General features: G+C 71.1%; 16 protein-coding genes. 14 read left to right on the top strand and 2 right to left on the bottom strand.

Annotated elements, in window-relative coordinates; genetic code table 11:
• Positions 1-179 precede the first annotated feature (179 nt).
• The 3 genes from ACIBU0_RS41950 (at position 180) to ACIBU0_RS41940 (ending at position 3,946) form a co-directional block, all read left to right on the top strand.
• Positions 180-1,532 carry an LLM class flavin-dependent oxidoreductase gene (locus ACIBU0_RS41950; RefSeq protein WP_398829536.1) on the top strand — a complete coding sequence of 451 codons (1,353 nt, stop codon included), beginning with the start codon at positions 180-182 and terminating at the stop codon, positions 1,530-1,532.
• 12 nt (positions 1,533-1,544) lie between these two features.
• Positions 1,545-2,441, top strand: a complete 897-nt coding sequence (locus ACIBU0_RS41945; protein ID WP_398829533.1) for a TauD/TfdA dioxygenase family protein — start codon at positions 1,545-1,547, stop codon at positions 2,439-2,441.
• A gap of 113 nt (positions 2,442-2,554) precedes the next feature.
• Positions 2,555-3,946, top strand: a complete 1,392-nt coding sequence (locus tag ACIBU0_RS41940) for an amino acid permease (protein ID WP_398829531.1) — start codon at positions 2,555-2,557, stop codon at positions 3,944-3,946.
• 222 nt (positions 3,947-4,168) lie between these two features.
• On the opposite strand, the gene ACIBU0_RS41935 is transcribed toward ACIBU0_RS41940, so the two are convergent.
• Together ACIBU0_RS41935 and ACIBU0_RS41930 are read right to left on the bottom strand one after the other, a co-directional pair.
• Positions 4,169-4,792, bottom strand: coding sequence for a histidine phosphatase family protein (locus ACIBU0_RS41935; RefSeq protein WP_398829529.1), 624 nt, complete (start codon positions 4,790-4,792; stop codon positions 4,169-4,171).
• A complete protein-coding gene (locus ACIBU0_RS41930) occupies positions 4,789-6,258 on the bottom strand; it encodes an FGGY-family carbohydrate kinase (RefSeq protein WP_398829527.1) in 1,470 nt (489 codons plus the stop codon). The genes ACIBU0_RS41935 and ACIBU0_RS41930 overlap by 4 nt, the downstream gene beginning before the upstream one ends.
• Positions 6,259-6,556: 298 nt before the next feature.
• Here ACIBU0_RS41930 and ACIBU0_RS41925 point away from each other — a divergent pair, with 298 nt between their 5' ends.
• From ACIBU0_RS41925 to ACIBU0_RS41875, 11 genes are all read left to right on the top strand, one after another.
• The gene (locus ACIBU0_RS41925) at positions 6,557-7,978 is read left to right on the top strand and encodes an ABC transporter substrate-binding protein (protein ID WP_398829525.1); all 1,422 of its coding nucleotides are present in this window, start codon (positions 6,557-6,559) and stop codon (positions 7,976-7,978) included.
• A gap of 4 nt (positions 7,979-7,982) precedes the next feature.
• The gene (locus ACIBU0_RS41920) at positions 7,983-8,870 is read left to right on the top strand and encodes a carbohydrate ABC transporter permease (protein WP_398829523.1); all 888 of its coding nucleotides are present in this window, start codon (positions 7,983-7,985) and stop codon (positions 8,868-8,870) included.
• On the top strand, positions 8,867-9,697 hold the full coding sequence (locus ACIBU0_RS41915) for a carbohydrate ABC transporter permease (RefSeq protein WP_398829521.1): 831 nt from the start codon (positions 8,867-8,869) through the stop codon (positions 9,695-9,697). The genes ACIBU0_RS41920 and ACIBU0_RS41915 overlap by 4 nt, the downstream gene beginning before the upstream one ends.
• Positions 9,694-10,794: an ABC transporter ATP-binding protein gene (locus ACIBU0_RS41910; protein WP_398829518.1), complete on the top strand. Its 1,101-nt coding sequence runs from the start codon at positions 9,694-9,696 to the stop codon at positions 10,792-10,794. The genes ACIBU0_RS41915 and ACIBU0_RS41910 overlap by 4 nt, the downstream gene beginning before the upstream one ends.
• Positions 10,791-11,618 carry a DeoR/GlpR family DNA-binding transcription regulator gene (locus tag ACIBU0_RS41905; protein WP_398829516.1) on the top strand — a complete coding sequence of 276 codons (828 nt, stop codon included), beginning with the start codon at positions 10,791-10,793 and terminating at the stop codon, positions 11,616-11,618. The genes ACIBU0_RS41910 and ACIBU0_RS41905 overlap by 4 nt, the downstream gene beginning before the upstream one ends.
• Positions 11,596-12,681: an ABC transporter ATP-binding protein gene (locus tag ACIBU0_RS41900; protein WP_398829513.1), complete on the top strand. Its 1,086-nt coding sequence runs from the start codon at positions 11,596-11,598 to the stop codon at positions 12,679-12,681. Before ACIBU0_RS41905 ends, ACIBU0_RS41900 begins: the two co-directional genes overlap by 23 nt.
• On the top strand, positions 12,678-13,709 hold the full coding sequence (locus tag ACIBU0_RS41895) for a 2-hydroxyacid dehydrogenase (protein ID WP_398829511.1): 1,032 nt from the start codon (positions 12,678-12,680) through the stop codon (positions 13,707-13,709). The genes ACIBU0_RS41900 and ACIBU0_RS41895 overlap by 4 nt, the downstream gene beginning before the upstream one ends.
• 172 nt (positions 13,710-13,881) lie before the next feature.
• Positions 13,882-15,306: an FGGY family carbohydrate kinase gene (locus ACIBU0_RS41890; RefSeq protein ID WP_398829508.1), complete on the top strand. Its 1,425-nt coding sequence runs from the start codon at positions 13,882-13,884 to the stop codon at positions 15,304-15,306.
• A gap of 35 nt (positions 15,307-15,341) precedes the next feature.
• The gene (locus tag ACIBU0_RS41885) at positions 15,342-16,391 is read left to right on the top strand and encodes a glycerophosphodiester phosphodiesterase family protein (protein WP_398829506.1); all 1,050 of its coding nucleotides are present in this window, start codon (positions 15,342-15,344) and stop codon (positions 16,389-16,391) included.
• A complete protein-coding gene (locus ACIBU0_RS41880; protein WP_398829503.1) occupies positions 16,391-16,627 on the top strand; it encodes a hypothetical protein in 237 nt (78 codons plus the stop codon). The genes ACIBU0_RS41885 and ACIBU0_RS41880 overlap by 1 nt, the downstream gene beginning before the upstream one ends.
• 103 nt (positions 16,628-16,730) lie before the next feature.
• Positions 16,731-16,946, top strand: a complete 216-nt coding sequence (locus ACIBU0_RS41875) for a hypothetical protein (RefSeq protein WP_398829500.1) — start codon at positions 16,731-16,733, stop codon at positions 16,944-16,946.
• The last annotated feature ends 2 nt before the right edge of the window (positions 16,947-16,948 follow it).

Here is a 16,948-nt window from a genome sequence, read left to right as displayed (position 1 = left end):
GGGGTGGTTTCGCCCCCGCCGCCCCTACCCGTCCCATCCTCCAGGGGCTCCGCCCCTTCGACCCCGCTCCCTGGGGGCCTGCGGCCCCCAGACCCCCGCTTCGGCCCCGAAAGGGCCTCGTCCTCAAACGCCGGACCGGCTGAATCACGCCGACCGGCACTCGTCAGCAAAGGACCCCCATGCCCCGGCAACTCCACCTCAACGCCTTCCTCATGAACACCGGCCACCACGAAGCCTCCTGGCGCCTCCCCGAGAGCGACCCGTACGCCCACGTGGACCTGGCCCACTACGTCCGCCTGGCCCGCGTCGCCGAGCGCGGCACCTTCGACTCGCTCTTCCTCGCCGACGGCCCGCAGCTGTGGAGCAATCTGGCCCAGCGCCCCGCCGGCGCCCTGGAGCCGCTGACCCTGCTCACCGCGCTGGCGACGGCCACCGAGCACATCGGCCTCATCGCGACCGCCTCCACGTCCTACAACTCCCCCTACAACCTGGCCCGCAAGTTCGCCTCGCTGGACATCATCAGCGGCGGCCGGGCGGGCTGGAACATCGTCACCACCGCCGGTGCCGAGGCAGCCCGCAACTTCGGCCTGGACGCCGAGCCCGCGCACGCCGAGCGGTACGCACGCGCCGCCGAGTTCCTGGATGTCGCCCTCAAGCTCTGGGACAGCTGGGAGGACGACGCGATCGTCGGCGACAAGGCGGCCGGGGTGTGGGGCGACGACGCCAAGATCCATCCGCCGCGGCACCAGGGGACGTACTTCAGTGTCGAGGGTGCCCTCAATGTGCCCCGCTCGCCGCAGGGTTACCCGCTGCTCGTGCAGGCGGGCTCCAGCGAGGACGGCAAGGCGTTCGCGGCGCGGTACGCGGAGGCCGTGTTCACCGCGCAGCAGACGATCGAGGACGCGCGGGCCTTCTACGCCGACCTCAAGTCCCGGACCGCACAGGCCGGCCGCGACCCCGAGCACCTCAAGGTGCTGCCCGGCATCGTCCCGGTGATCGGCGCCACCGAGGCCGAGGCACGGGCGCAGGAGCAGCTGCTGGAGGACCACATCGTGCACGCGCACGGGGTGGCCAACCTTGAGCGGCTTCTACAGCTTCCCGCCGGAAGCCTGGAGTTGGACGCCCCGCTCCCTGCCGACCTTCCGCCCGAGGACGCCATCGAGGGCGCCAAGAGCCGCTACACGCTCATCGTCGAACTCGCCCGGCGCGAGCGTCTCACCGTCCGGCAGCTGATCGGCCGGCTCGGCGGCGGGCGCGGTCATCTCACCTTCGCCGGGACCCCCGAGCAGGTCGCCGACGCGATCGAGACGTGGTTCACGCAAGGTGCCGCCGACGGCTTCAACATCATGCCGGCCGTGCTGCCGTCCGGCCTGGAGGCCTTCGTCGAGCACGTCGTCCCGATCCTGCGCACCCGGGGCCTGCTCCGCAGCGAGTACGGCGCCCGCCGGACCCTGCGGGAGCGGTACGGCCTCCCGCGCCCCGCCAACCAGTACCTCACCCACCTCACCCCTCCCGCACCCGCCCTCGTCTGAAAGGAACCGCACATGTCCGGTATCGAGATCCGCAAGGTCACCGCGCACATCGGCGCCCGCGTCCTGGGTGTCGACATCTCCCGGCCCCTCGACGAGGAGACCGTCGCCGCCCTCCGTGAGGCCCTCAACGTCCACAAGGCCCTGGTCTTCGACGACGTGAACCTGGACGACGCCGGCCAGCAGGCCTTCGTCCGTCACTTCGGTGACCTCACCACCGCCCATCCGACGGTGTCCTCCGTCGACGGTGTCCCCAACGTCCTCCCCGTCGACAGCGAGCGGGGCCGCGCCGCCAACCACTGGCACACCGACGTCACGTTCGTGCTCAGCCCGCCGCAGGCCACCAGTCTGCGCAGCATCACCGTCCCGCCGTACGGCGGCGAGACCCTGATCGCCAGCTCGGCGGCCGCCTACCGCAACCTTCCCGAGCCGCTCCGGCAGTTCGCCGACACGCTGTGGGCGGAGCACACCAACGACTACGACTACGCCGTACCGGACGAGGAGGTCGACGAGGAACAGGCCGCCCAGCGCGCCCAGTTCACGTCGATCAAGTACCGCACGGTGCACCCGGTGGTCCGCGTCCACCCCCTGACCGGCGAACGCGGGCTGTTCATCGGCGGCTTCGCGCAGCGGATCGTGGGACTGTCGCCGGGCGAGTCCCGCAAGATCCTCGACCTGCTCCAGGCGTATGTGACCCGGCCGGAGAACGTGCTGCGGCACCGCTGGTCGGAGAACCAGCTGGTCCTCTTCGACAACCGCATCACCCAGCACTACGCCATCGACAACTACGACGGTCTGCCGCGCCGTCTGCACCGGGTGACCGTCGCCGGTGACGTGCCGGTCGGCATCGAGGGCAAGGAGAGCTACTCGATCGAGGGCGACGCCTCGCACTACACCTCCGTAGCGGCGTAGTCACCGGCTGTGCCGGGCGCGTCCGCATAGTGGGCAGCCTCTCCTTCTGACCGGAGAGGCTGCCCAGACTGTGGGCGTTTTTGCCCATCTCACGCATTGGACGAGCCGCGCCCATGCCCAGCACCCCCACGGTCGAGACGCCGCCACAAGCGGACGACGCCACTTTGTCCCACAGCCTCAAGCAGCGCCATCTGTCGATGATCGCCCTCGGCGGTGTCATCGGCGCGGGCCTGTTCGTCGGATCCGGCGCGGGTATCGCCGCCGCCGGCCCGTCGATCGTCGTCGCCTACGTCCTCTCCGGTCTCCTCGTGATGCTGGTGATGCGGATGCTGGGCGAGATGTCCGCGGCCCACCCGTCGTCGGGCTCCTTCTCCGCGCACGCCGAGCGGGCGATCGGCCCCTGGGCGGGCTTCACCGCGGGCTGGTCCTTCTGGGTGCTGCTGTGCACGGCCGTCGGCCTGGAGGGCATCGGAGCCGCGAAGATCGTCACCACCTGGCTGCCGCACACGCCGGAGTGGGCGTGGGTGGCCCTGTTCATGGTCGTGTTCTGCGGCGCGAACCTGGCCGCGGTGAAGAACTTCGGCGAGTTCGAGTTCTGGTTCGCGGCGCTGAAGGTCGGCGCGATCAGCCTGTTCCTCGTCCTGGGCGGCCTGGCCGTCGCCGGTGTCCTGCCGGGCACGGACGCGCCGGGCACCGCGAACCTCACCGGCGCGGGCGGTTTCCTCCCCCACGGCAGCGAGGGGCTGATCATCGGCCTGCTCGCCTCGGTCTTCGCCTACGGCGGCATGGAGACCGTCACCATCGCGGCGGCCGAGTCGGAGAACCCGGTCAAGGGTGTGGCGAGCGCGGTCCGCACGGCCATGTGGCGCATCGCCCTCTTCTACATCGGCTCGATGGCGGTCGTCGTCACCCTGATCCCCTGGGACTCGAAGGAGATCGTCGAGAAGGGCCCGTACGTCGCCACCCTCGACCACCTGGGCATCCCGGGCGCCGGCCAGCTGATGAACGTGGTCGTGCTGGTGGCCCTGCTCTCCGCCATGAACGCCAACATCTACGGCTCCTCGCGCATCGCCTACTCGCTCGTCCAGCGCGGACAGGGCCCGAAGGGCCTCGGCCGGGTGTCGGGCGGCGTCCCGCGCATCGCCGTCCTGGCGTCCTCGGTGTTCGGCTTCGTGTGCGTGGTGCTCAGCTACTGGCGGCCGGACGACGTCTTCCCCTGGCTGCTGAACATGATCGGCGCGGTGATCCTCGTCGTCTGGATCTTCATCGCGGTCTCCCAGCTGCGGCTGCGCGGGCGACTGGAGCGTGAGGCGCCGGAGAAGCTGGTCGTGCGCATGTGGGCCTTCCCGGTGCTGACCTGGGTCGCGCTCGCGGGCATGGCGGCGATCTTCGTCCTGATGGCCCGGGAGCCGGACACGCGCGTGCAGCTGTACTCGACGGGCGGGATGACGCTGTTCCTGGCGGCGGTCGGATACGCCTGGCAGCGGACGCGCGCCAAGAGCTGACACCCGCGCGCCACCCGCGCGTCGCCTGCGACGGAACCGAAGCCCCCCGTGTGATGCACACGGGGGGCTTTTTGCTGCTAGTTTGTTATTGCGAGCTAGTCGCAATAAGCACCAAGAGCCTCCTGCCTCGTGATCGTCTTCTCACCCTTCACGAACGGCAGGCGGAGGGAAGGAAGCCCCCGCGAGGACCTGACTCGCGGGGGCTTCCCGCCCTCGACGGCGCTACGGCGCATCCGGCTCGCACGGCACGTTGAGGGAGAGGAGCGCGGCGGATCCGTCGGTGTTCACGCCCAGTTCGCTGATCGCCACGTTGCGCAGCCCCGGGAACACCCTGCGGTACTCCCCCGCCGGGATCGACAGCAGCGTGCACAGCACCAGCCGGAACAGGGTGTTGTGGGCGACGACCAGGACGCGCCCGCCGGGATGGGCCGCGGCGATGCGGCGCAGGGCGGCGGCCCCCCGATCGGCGGCGGCGGCAGGGCCCTCCGCCCGCGGGAACGGGTGGGCCACCGGGTCGGTGCGGAACGCCTCCGCGGCCGCCGGGTCCTCGGCCGCGAACTCCGCGAGCGTACGGCCCTCCAGCACCCCGAAGTCGCATTCGCGCAGGCCCGGTTCGCGGTGCGGGGCGATACCGAGGGCCCGGCAGGCGGGGTCGGCGGTGGCGACGGCACGGGAGAGGGGCGAGGTCCAGATCGCGTCGACCGGGTGGGCGGCGGCCCAGCGCCCGAGGGCCTCGGCCTGGGCGCGGCCGGTGTCGGTGAGGGGCACGTCGCTGACGCCGGCGTAGCGGTTCTCGGCGTGCCAGATCGTCTGCCCGTGCCGGGCCAGCAGCAGCGTCGTCCTCATGAAGCCGAAGTATCCCTGTCCAGGCGGGCGTGTGCGTGCGCCGCGACCGGGGGTGGCAGCCAGCCCCGGGTGGTCAGTTCGTCGATCAGACGGGCGTACGGCTCGGCGAAGCGGCTGGTGCGGTCGGGGCGGGGTTCGACGGTCGCGCCGATGCGGACCATGCCCTCCGCGGCGTCCGGCAGACGGGGTGCCGCACCCGCGCCGTACGCCGCCAGCGCCGCCATTCCCAGGGCCGGTTCCGTCTGCTGCGGTACGCGGGCCGGGCGGCCCAGGATGTCGGTGCGCAGCTGGTTCCAGTACGGGCTGCGGGCGGCGCCGCCCGTGAAGGTGAGGGGGCCGTCGAGGGGGGCGCCGAGGTGGTGCAGGTAGTCCAGGCACAGGCGTTCGGTGAAGGCGACGCCCTGGAGGAGCGCGGCCCACAGGTCGGCGTCCGACTCCGGTTCGCCCAGCAGCAGCGCGGAGGCGTCCGGGGCCAGGAACGGGAAGCGCTCCCCGGGGGAGACGAGGGGGTAGGTGATCGCGCCGGACGGCTCGTAGGCGGCGGCCAACTCGTCCATGGCCGCCGGATCGGCACCCGCGAACGCCGCCGTCAGCACGCCCGCGCCCACACTGGACGCCCCGCCCGGCAGCCAGCTCCCGTCCGGCGCCCGGTGGTTGTAGACCACGCCCGTCGGATCCCGCACCGGGGTCGGCGACGCGCCCTTGAGGACCAGCGTGGTGCCGAGCACCGAGTTCCAGGAGCCGGGGCGCAGGGCGGCGGAGGCGATCTGGGCCGCGCAGCCGTCGGTCATCCCGGCGATGACGGGGGTGCCGACGGGGATGCCGGTGGCCTCGGCGGCGGTCGGGGAGACCTCGCCGAGCCGGCTGCCGGGGCGTACGACGTCGGGGATCGCCGTATCGGGCAGGCCCAGCCGGGACAGCATCGACGGCCAGGCGTCGCGCTCCAGGTCGTAGCCGGTCTTGAGGGCGTGGCTGGAGTCGGCCGGGGGCAGCTCGCCGGTGAGGAGGGAGACGATGAGGTCCGGCTGATGGGTGACCCGCCCCGGCCCGTAGGCCTCGGTCAGCCACAGGGCCTTCGGCAGGGCCCAGGTGTCCTGCACCGCGAGGCCCGCCATACGTGCCCGCGCCCCCTGCGCCGTCGCGCGCCCGTCGTCGTACATCAGGGCGGGGCTCATCGGCCGCCCCGCCCCGTCCGTCAGCAGCACGGTCCCGGACGTCCCGCACACCGCGAGTCCGCCGACCCGCACCCGCGAACGCCCGTGCAGCGCGACCCGGGACGCCGCGCACAGCCCGTCCCACCACTCGGCCGGATCCTGCTCGTGCCGCGCCCCGTCCCGCCGCCCGGCCAGCGGGGCCGAGCCGCTGCCGAGGACCGTGCCGTCGCCCGTCACCAGCAGCACGCGGACGCTCTGGGTACCCAGGTCGACCCCGACCCAGGCCTCGTCCCCCACACGCTCATCCGCCATCCGGAACCTCCTGCTTTTTGGGTCATTCGCCTCCGGGGCGCTCTCAGCCGGTGTCGAGACCGCGACCGTGCTCAGCCCTTCGGGCCTGCGCGCGCTCGCGCCCTCGACACCGGCGCGCCCCTCCGGCTCACTCCCGCATATCGCGATCCGATCCGTGAACTTCTCACTCTGCACCGAGATTTTCGCTTGCGCGAGGGATTGACGGCCAACTTCCGCCGTTCCACCCTCTGTTAACGAGTCGACTCGCCGTGTTAACCGAGCTCCGAGCACCTGACCGAACCCCACGTGGAGGTCACGGATGGACACGCACGTGCACGACCGCCGCCGCTTCCTCGCCCTCACCGCCGCGGCCGCCGCGACCCCGCTGCTCGCGGCCTGCGGTGCCGGGTTCGGCGGTGACGACGACAAGAGCAACGGCTCGGCGGCGGACGACGTCACCGGTTCCTTCGACTGGAGACGGGAGAAGGGCACCACCGTCAAGGCGCTGCTGAACAAGCACCCGTACACGGACGCCCTGATAGCCGACCTGAAGTCGTTCACCGAGAAGACCGGCATCGAGGTCGAGTACGACGTCTTCCCCGAGGACAACTACTTCGACAAGCTCACCGTGGACCTGTCCAGCGGACGCGCCTCGTACGACGTCTTCATGCTCGGCGCCTACATGGTCTGGCAGTACGGCCCGCCCGGCTGGCTGGAGGACCTCGGCCCCTGGATGCGCAACTCCTCGGCCACCGGCGCCGAATGGGACCAGGCCGACTTCTTCCCGAACCTCCTCCAGGCCGACCAGTGGTCGCTGAAGGCGGGCGCCCCGCTCGGGCAGGGCGGGCAGTACGCGCTGCCGTGGGGCTGGGAGACGAACGTCGTCGCCTACAACACGGACGTCTTCGAGCGGCTCGGGCTGAGGCCCGCGGAGACCTTCGACGAGCTGCGTGAACTCGCGGGGACGATCAAGCGCAAAGCCCCCGGCGCCGGTTTCGACGGCATGTACGGGATCGCCGTACGGGGATCGCGTAGCTGGGCGACGATCCACCCGGGCTTCATGACGATGTACGCCCGCAACGGGCTGAAGGACTTCACAGTCGAGGGCGGGAAGCTCACACCCGCCATGAACACCCCGGAGGCGATCGCCTTCACCGAGGACTGGGCCGGCATGATCAAGCAGGGCGGGCCGCCGTCCTGGACGTCGTACACCTGGTACCAGTGCTCCAGCGACCTCGGCGCGAAGAAGGCCGGGATGCTGTTCGACGCGGACACGGCCGCCTACTTCCAGGCGGTGGAGGGGGCGAGTCCCGCCTCGGGGAAGATCGCCTTCCATCCCGGGCCGAAGGGACCGGACGGGTCGCTCGCCACCAACATGTGGATCTGGTCGCTCGGCATGAACGCCAAGAGCAAGAAGAAGAGCGCCAGTTGGCTGTTCCTGCAGTGGGCGACCAGCAAGGAGCACCTGCGCAGGAGCGCGATCACGCACAACCACATCGACCCGGTGCGCAGGTCGATCGCCGACGACGCCGCCTACAAGGACAAGATGAAGCACCTGCCGGGCTTCATCGAGACCTTCGAGACGGTCGTCGACCAGACGAAGATCCAGTTCACCCCGCAGGCGCAGTTCTTCGACGCGACCACCAGCTGGGCCGCCGCCCTCCAGGAGATCTACGGCGGCAAGGGCGCCGAGTCGGTCCTCGACGGGCTGGCGGGCGACCTCGCCGACAAGGTGGGCTAGCGCGATGGGGTGGCGGCTCACTCTGCGCCCGTACGTCCTGATCGTCCCCGCCCTGCTGCTGACGTGCGGGATCCTCTACCCGTTCGGACTCGGCCTGTACTACACGCTGTTCGACTTCTCGGCGAGCAAGCCGCAGCCGGACATGGTGCGGTTCGAGAACTACGAGACGGTCTTCACGCAGGATGCCTTCTGGAACTCGGCCTGGGTGACCACGCTGTACGCGGTCGGGGCCGCCGCCGTGGAGACCGTGCTCGGAGTCGCCGTCGCCCTGCTGCTGCACCGGTCGACGATCGTCGGGCGGGTGCTGGAGAAGATCCTGATCCTGCCGCTGATGATCGCGCCGGTGATCGCGGCGATCATCTGGAAGCTGATGCTCCAGCCGTCGGTCGGGGTCGTCAACCACCTGCTCAGACCCTTCGGGCTCGGCGGAGTCCAGTGGACGGACACCCCGACCGGCGCGCTGCTGTCGTCGATCGCGGTGGACGTCTGGGTCTACACCCCCTTCGTGGCGATCCTCGCCCTCGCCGGGCTGCGCTCGCTGCCCACCTCCCCCTTCGAGGCGGCGGCCGTCGACGGGGCCGGCTGGTGGTACACCTTCCGGCGGCTGACGCTGCCGATGCTGTGGCCGTACGTCCTGGTCGCGGTGATCTTCCGGTTCATGGACTCGCTGAAGGTGTTCGACATCATCTACGCCCTGACGGAGGGCGGTCCCGGCGACTCGACCGTCGTCCTGCAGATCCGCGCCTACCTGGAGGCGATCCGCTTCCAGCGGTACTCGTTCGGGATCAGCTACACGATCGTGCTGTGGGCCGTGGTGTACCTGGCCGCGATGGTGCTGGTGAAGCACCTCGGCAAGATCCAGCGGAAGGCCGCGGAGGTGGCTGCCAAGTGACCCTGCGCAAACGCCTGCTGGGCTGGCTGGCGGACGCCGCCCTGATCCTCTACTTCGTCTTCGCGCTGTTCCCCATCGCCTGGATGGTGATCCTTTCGCTGAAGCCGACCAACCAGCTCTTCTCCACCTACTTCTCCTTCTCCCCCACCCTGGACGGCTACCGCACGGTCCTCGGCGACAGCGAGGGCATCCCCTTCGTCCGCTTCTTCGTCAACAGCCTGATCGTGTCGCTGGGCGCGGTGGCCCTGTCGCTGCTCGTCGGCCTTCCGGCGGCGTACGCCTCGGCGCGCTGGCGGTTCAAGGGCTCCGAGAACCTGATGTTCACGCTGCTGTCGTTCCGGTTCGCGCCCGAACTGACCGTGATCATCCCGCTGTTCGTGCTCTACCAGAAGCTGGGCCTGTTCGACACGTACGTCGGCATGGTCTGGGTGCTCCAGCTCGTCACGCTCCCCCTCATCGTGTGGATCATGCGCTCGTACTTCGCCGACCTCACTCCCGAGCTGGAGCAGGCGGCGCTGCTGGACGGCTACACCCGCACACAGGCCTTCGTGAAGGTGGCCCTCCCGCTGGTGAAGCCGGGCGTGGCGGCCGTGTCCCTGCTGGCCTTCATCTTCGCCTGGAACAACTTCGTCTTCCCCCTCATCCTCACCTCCAACGAGGCCCAGACCGTGACCGTCGGCGCCCTGTCCTTCCTCGGCGGCGACCGCCCCAAGTACAACCTCACGGCCGCGGCGGCGCTCGTCTCCGTCGTACCGCCGCTGCTGCTCGCCCTCACGATCCAGCGGTATCTGGTGCGGGGCCTGTCGTTCGGGGCGGTGAAGTCATGAGCACGGCCATCGCGCTGCGCGGCATCAGCAAGTCATACGGACGGACGACGGCCCTCGACGGTCTCGAACTGGACGTGGCCGAGGGCGAGTTCTTCTGCCTGCTGGGCCCGTCCGGCGCGGGCAAGACGACCACCCTCAAGACCGTCGCCGGGCTCGAACAGCCCGACGCCGGCACAGTGGAACTCGACGGCAGGGACATGCGCGGCGTCGAGCCGTACGACCGCGGCGTGGCCATGTGCTTCGAGAGCTACGCCCTGTACCCGCACAAGTCGGCCTACGACAACCTCGCCTCACCGCTCCGCTCCCCCCGCCACCGCCTCCCCGCCGCGCAGGCACGGGAGCGGATCGGTGAGATCGCCGAACTCCTCGGCATCTCCGGCCTGCTGGACCGCCCCGTCGGCCGGCTCTCCAACGGCCAGCGGCAGCGTGTCGCCCTCGGCCGCGTCCTGGTCCGCCCCGCCCGCGCCTTCCTCCTCGACGAGCCGCTCTCCCACCTCGACGCCAAACTGCGCCAGCAGATGCGGGCCGAGCTGAAGGCGATCGGGGCGGTCCGGCACACGACCACGCTCTACGTCACCCACGACTCCGTCGAGGCCCTCGCTCTCGGCGACCGGATCGGCGTCATCCGGGGCGGCCGGATCGTGCAGACGGGCACACGGGAGGAGATCTGGTACCGGCCCTACGACACGGAGGTGGCCCGGGCCTTCGGGCGTCCCCGGATCAACCTGCTGCCGGGGTCCGTCACAAACGACGGCGGCTTCCGCTCCGCGGACGGCAGGATCGACCTGCCGGTCACAGCCGGGGCGGCGCCCGGCACCGACGTCCTGATCGGCGTCCGCCCCCGCGATCTCACCCTCGGCGAGGGCGGCCCCGGACACGAGCTCACCGGCACGGTCTACGTCACCGAGGTGCTCGGCCGGTCCGTCGAGGTCACCGTCCGGCTCGGCGAGCAGCACGTGTCGCTGGTCGCTCCGCGCGGCGACGCGGCCGGTCTTCGGCCCGACGATCCGGTACGCGTGCGGGTCCGGCCTGAGAACCTGCTGTTGTTCGAGGCCGACCGGCCGCAGCGCCCAGGACGACGGATCGAGACACCATGAACGCCGGCAACAGCACCCCGCAACAGGGCCCCGCCGCCCGTCAGGCCGCCATGGCCGAGCAGGTCCTCGCCGACGGTTCGGCGACGGCCGCCGAGCTCGCCGAGCGGTTCGGGGTGAGCCTGATGACCATCCACCGGGACCTCGACGAGCTCGAACGGCAGGGCATCGTGAGGAAGTTCCGGGGCGGGGTGACGGCACAGCCCTCCGGCGTCTTCGAGTCCAACGTCCAGTACCGGCTGAAGACCATGCGCGCGGAGAAGGCCGCCGTCGCCGACCGCGCCCTGAAGCTCATAGAGCCCGGCATGGCGATCATGCTGGACGACTCGACCTCCACCCTGGAGATAGCCCGCAGACTGCGCCTCGGCGAGGTCACCCCCCTCACGGTCGTCACCAACTTCCTGGAGGCGATCAACGTCCTCTCCGACCAGCGCGGCATCCACCTCATGGCCCTCGGCGGCGACTACGACCCCCTCCACTCCTCCTTCCTCGGCGTGTCCTGCGTCGAGGCGATAGAGCAGCTGCGCGTGGACGTCTGCTTCGCTTCGACCTCGGCCGTGCGCGGCGGCTACGCCTACCACCAGGAGCAGCACATCGTGTCGGTGAAGCGGGCCATGCTCGACGCGGCCGCCCGCAACATCCTGCTGATCGACCACACCAAGCTCGCCCGGGTCGCCCTGCACCGCGTGGTCCCCCTCTCCCGCTTCGACCTGCTCCTCGTGGACGACGGGGCGTCGGCGGAGGCACTGCGCGACCTGGACGAGCACAAGGTCCGTTATGAGGTTTGCTCGACGAAGGGCAGCGATGACCGAGCTGGAGCTACGTGATCTGCGCAAGACCTATGCGGTGCGGGGCCGCCCGGCGGTGGACGCCGTACGCGGCATCGACCTGACTCTGCGCTCCGGCGAGCTGATGGGCCTCCTCGGCCCGTCGGGCTGCGGCAAGTCGACGACCCTGCGGATGATCGCCGGGCTGGAGACGGTGACCGGCGGGGACATCCTCGTGGACGGCACGTCGGTGACCGGACGCCCGGCCCAGCAGCGCAACATCGGGGTCGCCTTCGAGAACTATGCCCTCTATCCGCCGCTGACGGTGGCGGAGAACCTGGCGTTCGGCCTGAAGGCACGGAAACGGTCCGTCCGCGGGGACGTGTCCCGCAAGGTCGAGGACATCGCCGAACGCGTCGACCTCACGGGCATCCTCGACGCCCGCCCGGCCGGCCTGTCCAGCGGCCAGAAACAACGCGTCTCCCTCGCCCGAGCCCTGATCCGCGAGCCGGACGTGCTGTTGCTGGACGAGCCCCTCTCCCACCTGGACGCGGCCCAGCGCGACACGACCCGCCGCGAACTCAAACGCATCCAGCGCGACCTGGGCCACACCACCATCCTGGTCACCCACGACCAGGAGGAGGCCCTCTCCCTGGCCGACCGGATCGCCGTGATGAAGGACGGCGTGATCCAGCAGCTCGGCACCCCGTACGAGATCTACGACAGCCCGGCCAACGTCTTCGTGGCGGACTTCGTCGGCGAACCGGCGATCAACCTCCTCCCCGGCGTGACGACCGACGACGGCCACGCCCGCCTGTCGGACACGGCACGCGTGCCCCTACCGGTGCCGTTGGCCTCCGGCCGGAAGGTAACGGTCGGCATCCGCCCCGAGGACCTGGCCCTGACCCTGACCGGCGACGACGGCCTGCCCGCCCGCGTCGTGGCCCACGAACCCCTCCTCGAAGCGGGCATCGCGACCCTCGCCCTGCCCGGCGTCGAACGCCCCCTCGTCGTCCTCACCGCCCCCGAGGTACGCCTCGCCCACGACGACCGCGTCCACGTCACCGCCGACCCTCACCTCACCCATGTCTTCGACGCCGAGACGGGAGACTCCCTCCGATGACCAACGGGAACCCTGTACGTGTGGTGGCCGCGGGCGACCACTTCATCCTTCCGTCACTCATCAGAGAGGCGCTCGAGCCCGAACTCGACGCCGATGTACAGGAATTGACCCTCGGCTGGCCCTTGCAGCCCTTCGGCCCGGTGGCCGAGGTGACGGAGGCGAGCGACGCCGAGGACGAGCTGATCGACGCTCTCGCCGGCGCGCAGGTGCTGGTCACCCAGATGGGCCCGGTGACGGAACGCGTCCTCGACGCCTGCCCGGACCTCCGCCTGGTCGTCGTCTGCCGGGGCGGCCCCGTGAACGTCAACCTGGACGCGGCCAAACGGCACGACGTCCGCGTCTGCTACGCCCCCGGCCGCAACGCCGCCGCCACGGCAGAGTTCACCATCGGCCTCATGCTGGCGGCCCTGCGCCGCATCCCCCAGGCCCACGACCTCCTGGCGCGGCAGGGGAGTTGGGAGGGGGCGACCTACTACACGTACGAGCACAGCGGCCTGGAACTGGAGGACCTGCCGGTCGGACTGGTCGGCTACGGGGCGGTGGGCAGCCGCGTCGCCCGCGTCCTGTGCGCCTTCGGGGCACGGGTGATGGTCTACGACCCGTACGTCCACCACCACGAGATCCACGGCCTGCGGATGCCGTCACTGGACCAACTCCTCCGCGAATCAAGGCTGATCACACTGCACGCCCGCCTCACCGCCGAGACCCGGGGCCTGATCGGGGCGCGGGAACTGGCCCTGCTGCCACCCGGCGCGGTCGTGGTGAACGCGGCGCGCGGCCCCCTCCTTGACGAGGGTGCGCTGTGCGACGCGCTGGAGAGCGGGCAGGTGTCGGCGGCGGCACTGGACACGTACGAGACGGAGCCGGTGCCGCCCGGTTCACGCCTGTTCGGCCTCGGCGACCGCGTGGTCCTCACTCCCCACCTGGGCGGGGCGTCCCGCGCGGTGGCGGAGAAGGCGGCGGCGATCGCGGCGGCGGAGGTGGGCCGCTGGGCACGGGGCGAGCCGCTCGCGCACTGCCTGACCTGAGCGCCCGCGGACCGGCCAAGAGCCCCCCGACGCCGGTGGGCCCCACCCATGCCGGGTGACGGCCCACCAACCTCACTGGGCATGTGGCGCCCCGAAGGCGACCGAGCCAAACATTCGGCACGCCGGCCGCAAAAAGCACCGCACAGCCGACCGAGCCAAAGAGGTGGGTGGAATGTACGTCGGTATCGATGTAGGCACGTCCACGGTGAAGGCCGCAGCTTTCCACGACACCGGCCGCGAACTGGCCGTGGCGTCCCGTCCGGTGAGCCTCACCCTGCACGGCGGCGTCGTGGAGCAGGACATGGACGAGGTGTACGGCGCGGTGGTCGCCGTACTGCGCGAGGTCACCGCACGCGTCCCGGAACCGGTGGAACTGGCCGGGCTCACCGGGCAGGGCGACGGGGTGTGGCTGGTGGACGCCGAGGGACGGCCCGTGCGGGCGGCCGCCTCCTGGATGGACGGCCGGGCTCACGAACCGGTCGACCGCTGGCTGGCGGACGGCACGTTCGAGACGGTGTTCCGGCGCACGGGCAGCGCGATGTTCCCGGGCTGTCCGGGCCCGCTCCTCGCCTGGCTGGACCGCCACGAGCCGAAGGCCCTCGATGCCGCGACCGCCGCCCTGTACTGCAAGGACATGGTGTTCCAGCGGCTGACGGGGTCGGCCCCGACGACGGATGTGTCGGACGCGTCGATGCCCTTCCTGGACCCGCGTACACGCACGTACGACAACCGGGTCGTGGAGCTGCTCGGCCTGACCCACCGCCGCCGCCTCCTCGCCCCCGTCAGCGACCCCCTCGCCACGGCGCGGACCCGCGGCGAGGGGCTCCCGGCCGGAACACCGATCGCCGACGGCCCGTACGACCTGCCCGCCTGCGCGCTCGGCGCCGGAGTGACCTCCCCCGGCGACGGTCTGCTCATCGTCGGCACCTGTCTGGCCAGCCTGGTCGCGACGACCGACCTGGACCTCACCGGCGAACCGGCCGGCCTGTACATCAACACGGACCGCCCCGGCCACTGGCTGCGGGCGATGCCCGCGATGGTCGGTACGGCGGCGCTGGACTGGGTGCTGTCGACGACGGGCGTCCAGCACGACGAGGTCGACGGCCTGCTGGCGGAGACGCCCGCCGGGGCGAACGGCGTCCGCGTGCTCCCGTACTTCGCGCCCTCCGGCGAGCGCGCCCCCTTCGTCGAACCCCGGCTGCGCGCCGAACTCACCGGCGTCTCCCTGGAGTCCACCCCCGCCGACCTGATCCGGGCGACCTGCGAGGGCATCGGCTATGCGGCCCGGCACTGTCTTCAGGCGGCGGGGCTGACCGGGACGCTGGCGGTCTGCGGTGGCGGTACCCGCAGTCCGGCCTGGATGCGGCTGCTCGCCGACGTGCTCGGGCGTCCTCTGCGGGTCGTCGAGGGCGAGGTGGGCGCCCGGGGCGCGGTGCTGGCCGCGGCTGAGCGGTACGGGGTGTCGCTGGACGCGGAGGCCTGGACGCGGCCGACGGCGGTGGTCGAGCCGGACGAGGGGCGGGCGGCGTACTACACGCGGGGGTACGAGGAGCATCTGGCCCGGCTACGGGAGGCGCGCACCCGGATCCGCACCTGAAGAGCCGTAAAACCCCTACCGGGAAAGGGAGTTGCATGCACCCGAGTCGTAGATCCCTCCTGCTCGCGGCCGCCGCCACCCCGGCGGCCGCCGCCGTGTCCGCGGCTGCCGCCGAGGGGGCCGGCGGGCCGCGTCGTCCGCTCGTCATCGGTCATCGCGGCGCGGCCGGCTGGCGCCCGGAGCACACGGCGGCCTCGTACACGTACGCCGTGCAGACCGGCGCCGACTGGATCGAACCGGACCTGGTGCCGACGAAGGACCACGTCCTCGTCGTGCGGCACGAGAACGAGATCTCGCAGACGACGGACGTGGCCCGGCACCCGGAGTTCGCCGGGCGCCGTACCACGAAGACGGTGGACGGCCGGCAGGTCACCGGCTGGTTCACCGAGGACTTCACGCTGGCGGAGCTGAGGACGCTGCGCGCGGTGGAGCGGCTGCCGCTGGTCCGCAACCGCAACACGGTCTTCGACGGCCGGGAGCGGATCCTCACCTTCCAGGAAGTGGTGGACCTGGCGCGCAGGCTGTCCAGGACCTACGGCCGTACGATCGCGGTCTTCCCGGAGACCAAGCATCCGACGTACTTCCGCTCGATCGGCCTGCCGCTGGAGCCGAAGCTGGCGGAGGCGATCCGCCGGGGCCGGCTCGGCCCGCGCGAGTGTGTCGTGCAGTCCTTCGAGCCGACGAGCCTGCAGCGCATGACGGATCTGGGCGTACCGCTGTGGCAGGCGCTGGGGACCACGGGTGGGCCGTACGACCTGGTCTCGTCCGGTGATCCGACGACGTACGGGGACATGATGACCCCGGCGGGGCTGGCGCGGATCGCCGCGTACGCGGACTGGATCGGGCCGGACAAGTCGTCGGTCGCCGCTACGTCCCTCGTCGCGGACGCGCATGCGGCGGGGCTGCGGATCGGGCCGTACACCTTCCGGGCGGAGAACCAGTTCCTGCCGGCGGACTTGCGCCGGGGCAGCGGAGCGAACGATTTCGGGGACGCGTTCGCGGAGTACGCGCTGTACTACGGGCTCGGGGTGGATGCTGTGGTGACGGATTTCCCGGATCTGGCGGTGATCGCGAGGAGGGGTTGATGGCCACACGCACACTGCACTGCCCGACCTGTGGCGGCATGCAGGTCTTCCGGCTCCTGGACGCCGAGGAGAGGGCGGCGGTCCGCGAGGAGAAGAAGGATCCCCGGTACTACGTGGACAACCTCTGGCGCTGCACGGCCAAGGGCTGTCTGACGTACTACCCCCACCTCAGGAAACGCGACCGCGGACTCCTCCCGGAGAGGTTCCGCGCGGAGGAGACCGCGGCCGAGGCGTGACGTCCGGAATCCGCCCCGGCAGGACGGATTCCGGGCTGATGCCACGGGCCCGCGCGGACCTACGCTCCCCCAGTCATGGGATTGCTCACGGCGTGGGGGTCGGATGGTGGCCAAGCGATGCCCGAACTGCGGCGACCGGATGGAGGACTTCAGCCCGGTCACCGAGGAGGAGTGGCAGCAGGTGAAGGGCCAGATACCGAAGCACGTCCGCAAGGCGGCCGTGCTGCGCTGCACCAATGGGGACTGCAGGCGAGTCCAGCAGCGAGGCAACCGCCATGTCGGCGGCAACCTCCCCGAGCCGGAGTCCGATTCCGATTAGCC

Source organism: Streptomyces sp. NPDC049627 (genome assembly GCF_044465645.1).
Lineage (GTDB): Bacteria > Actinomycetota > Actinomycetes > Streptomycetales > Streptomycetaceae > Streptomyces.
Note: the sequence above shows the minus strand (reverse complement) of the source record. Positions and strands in the feature narration are given on the sequence as shown.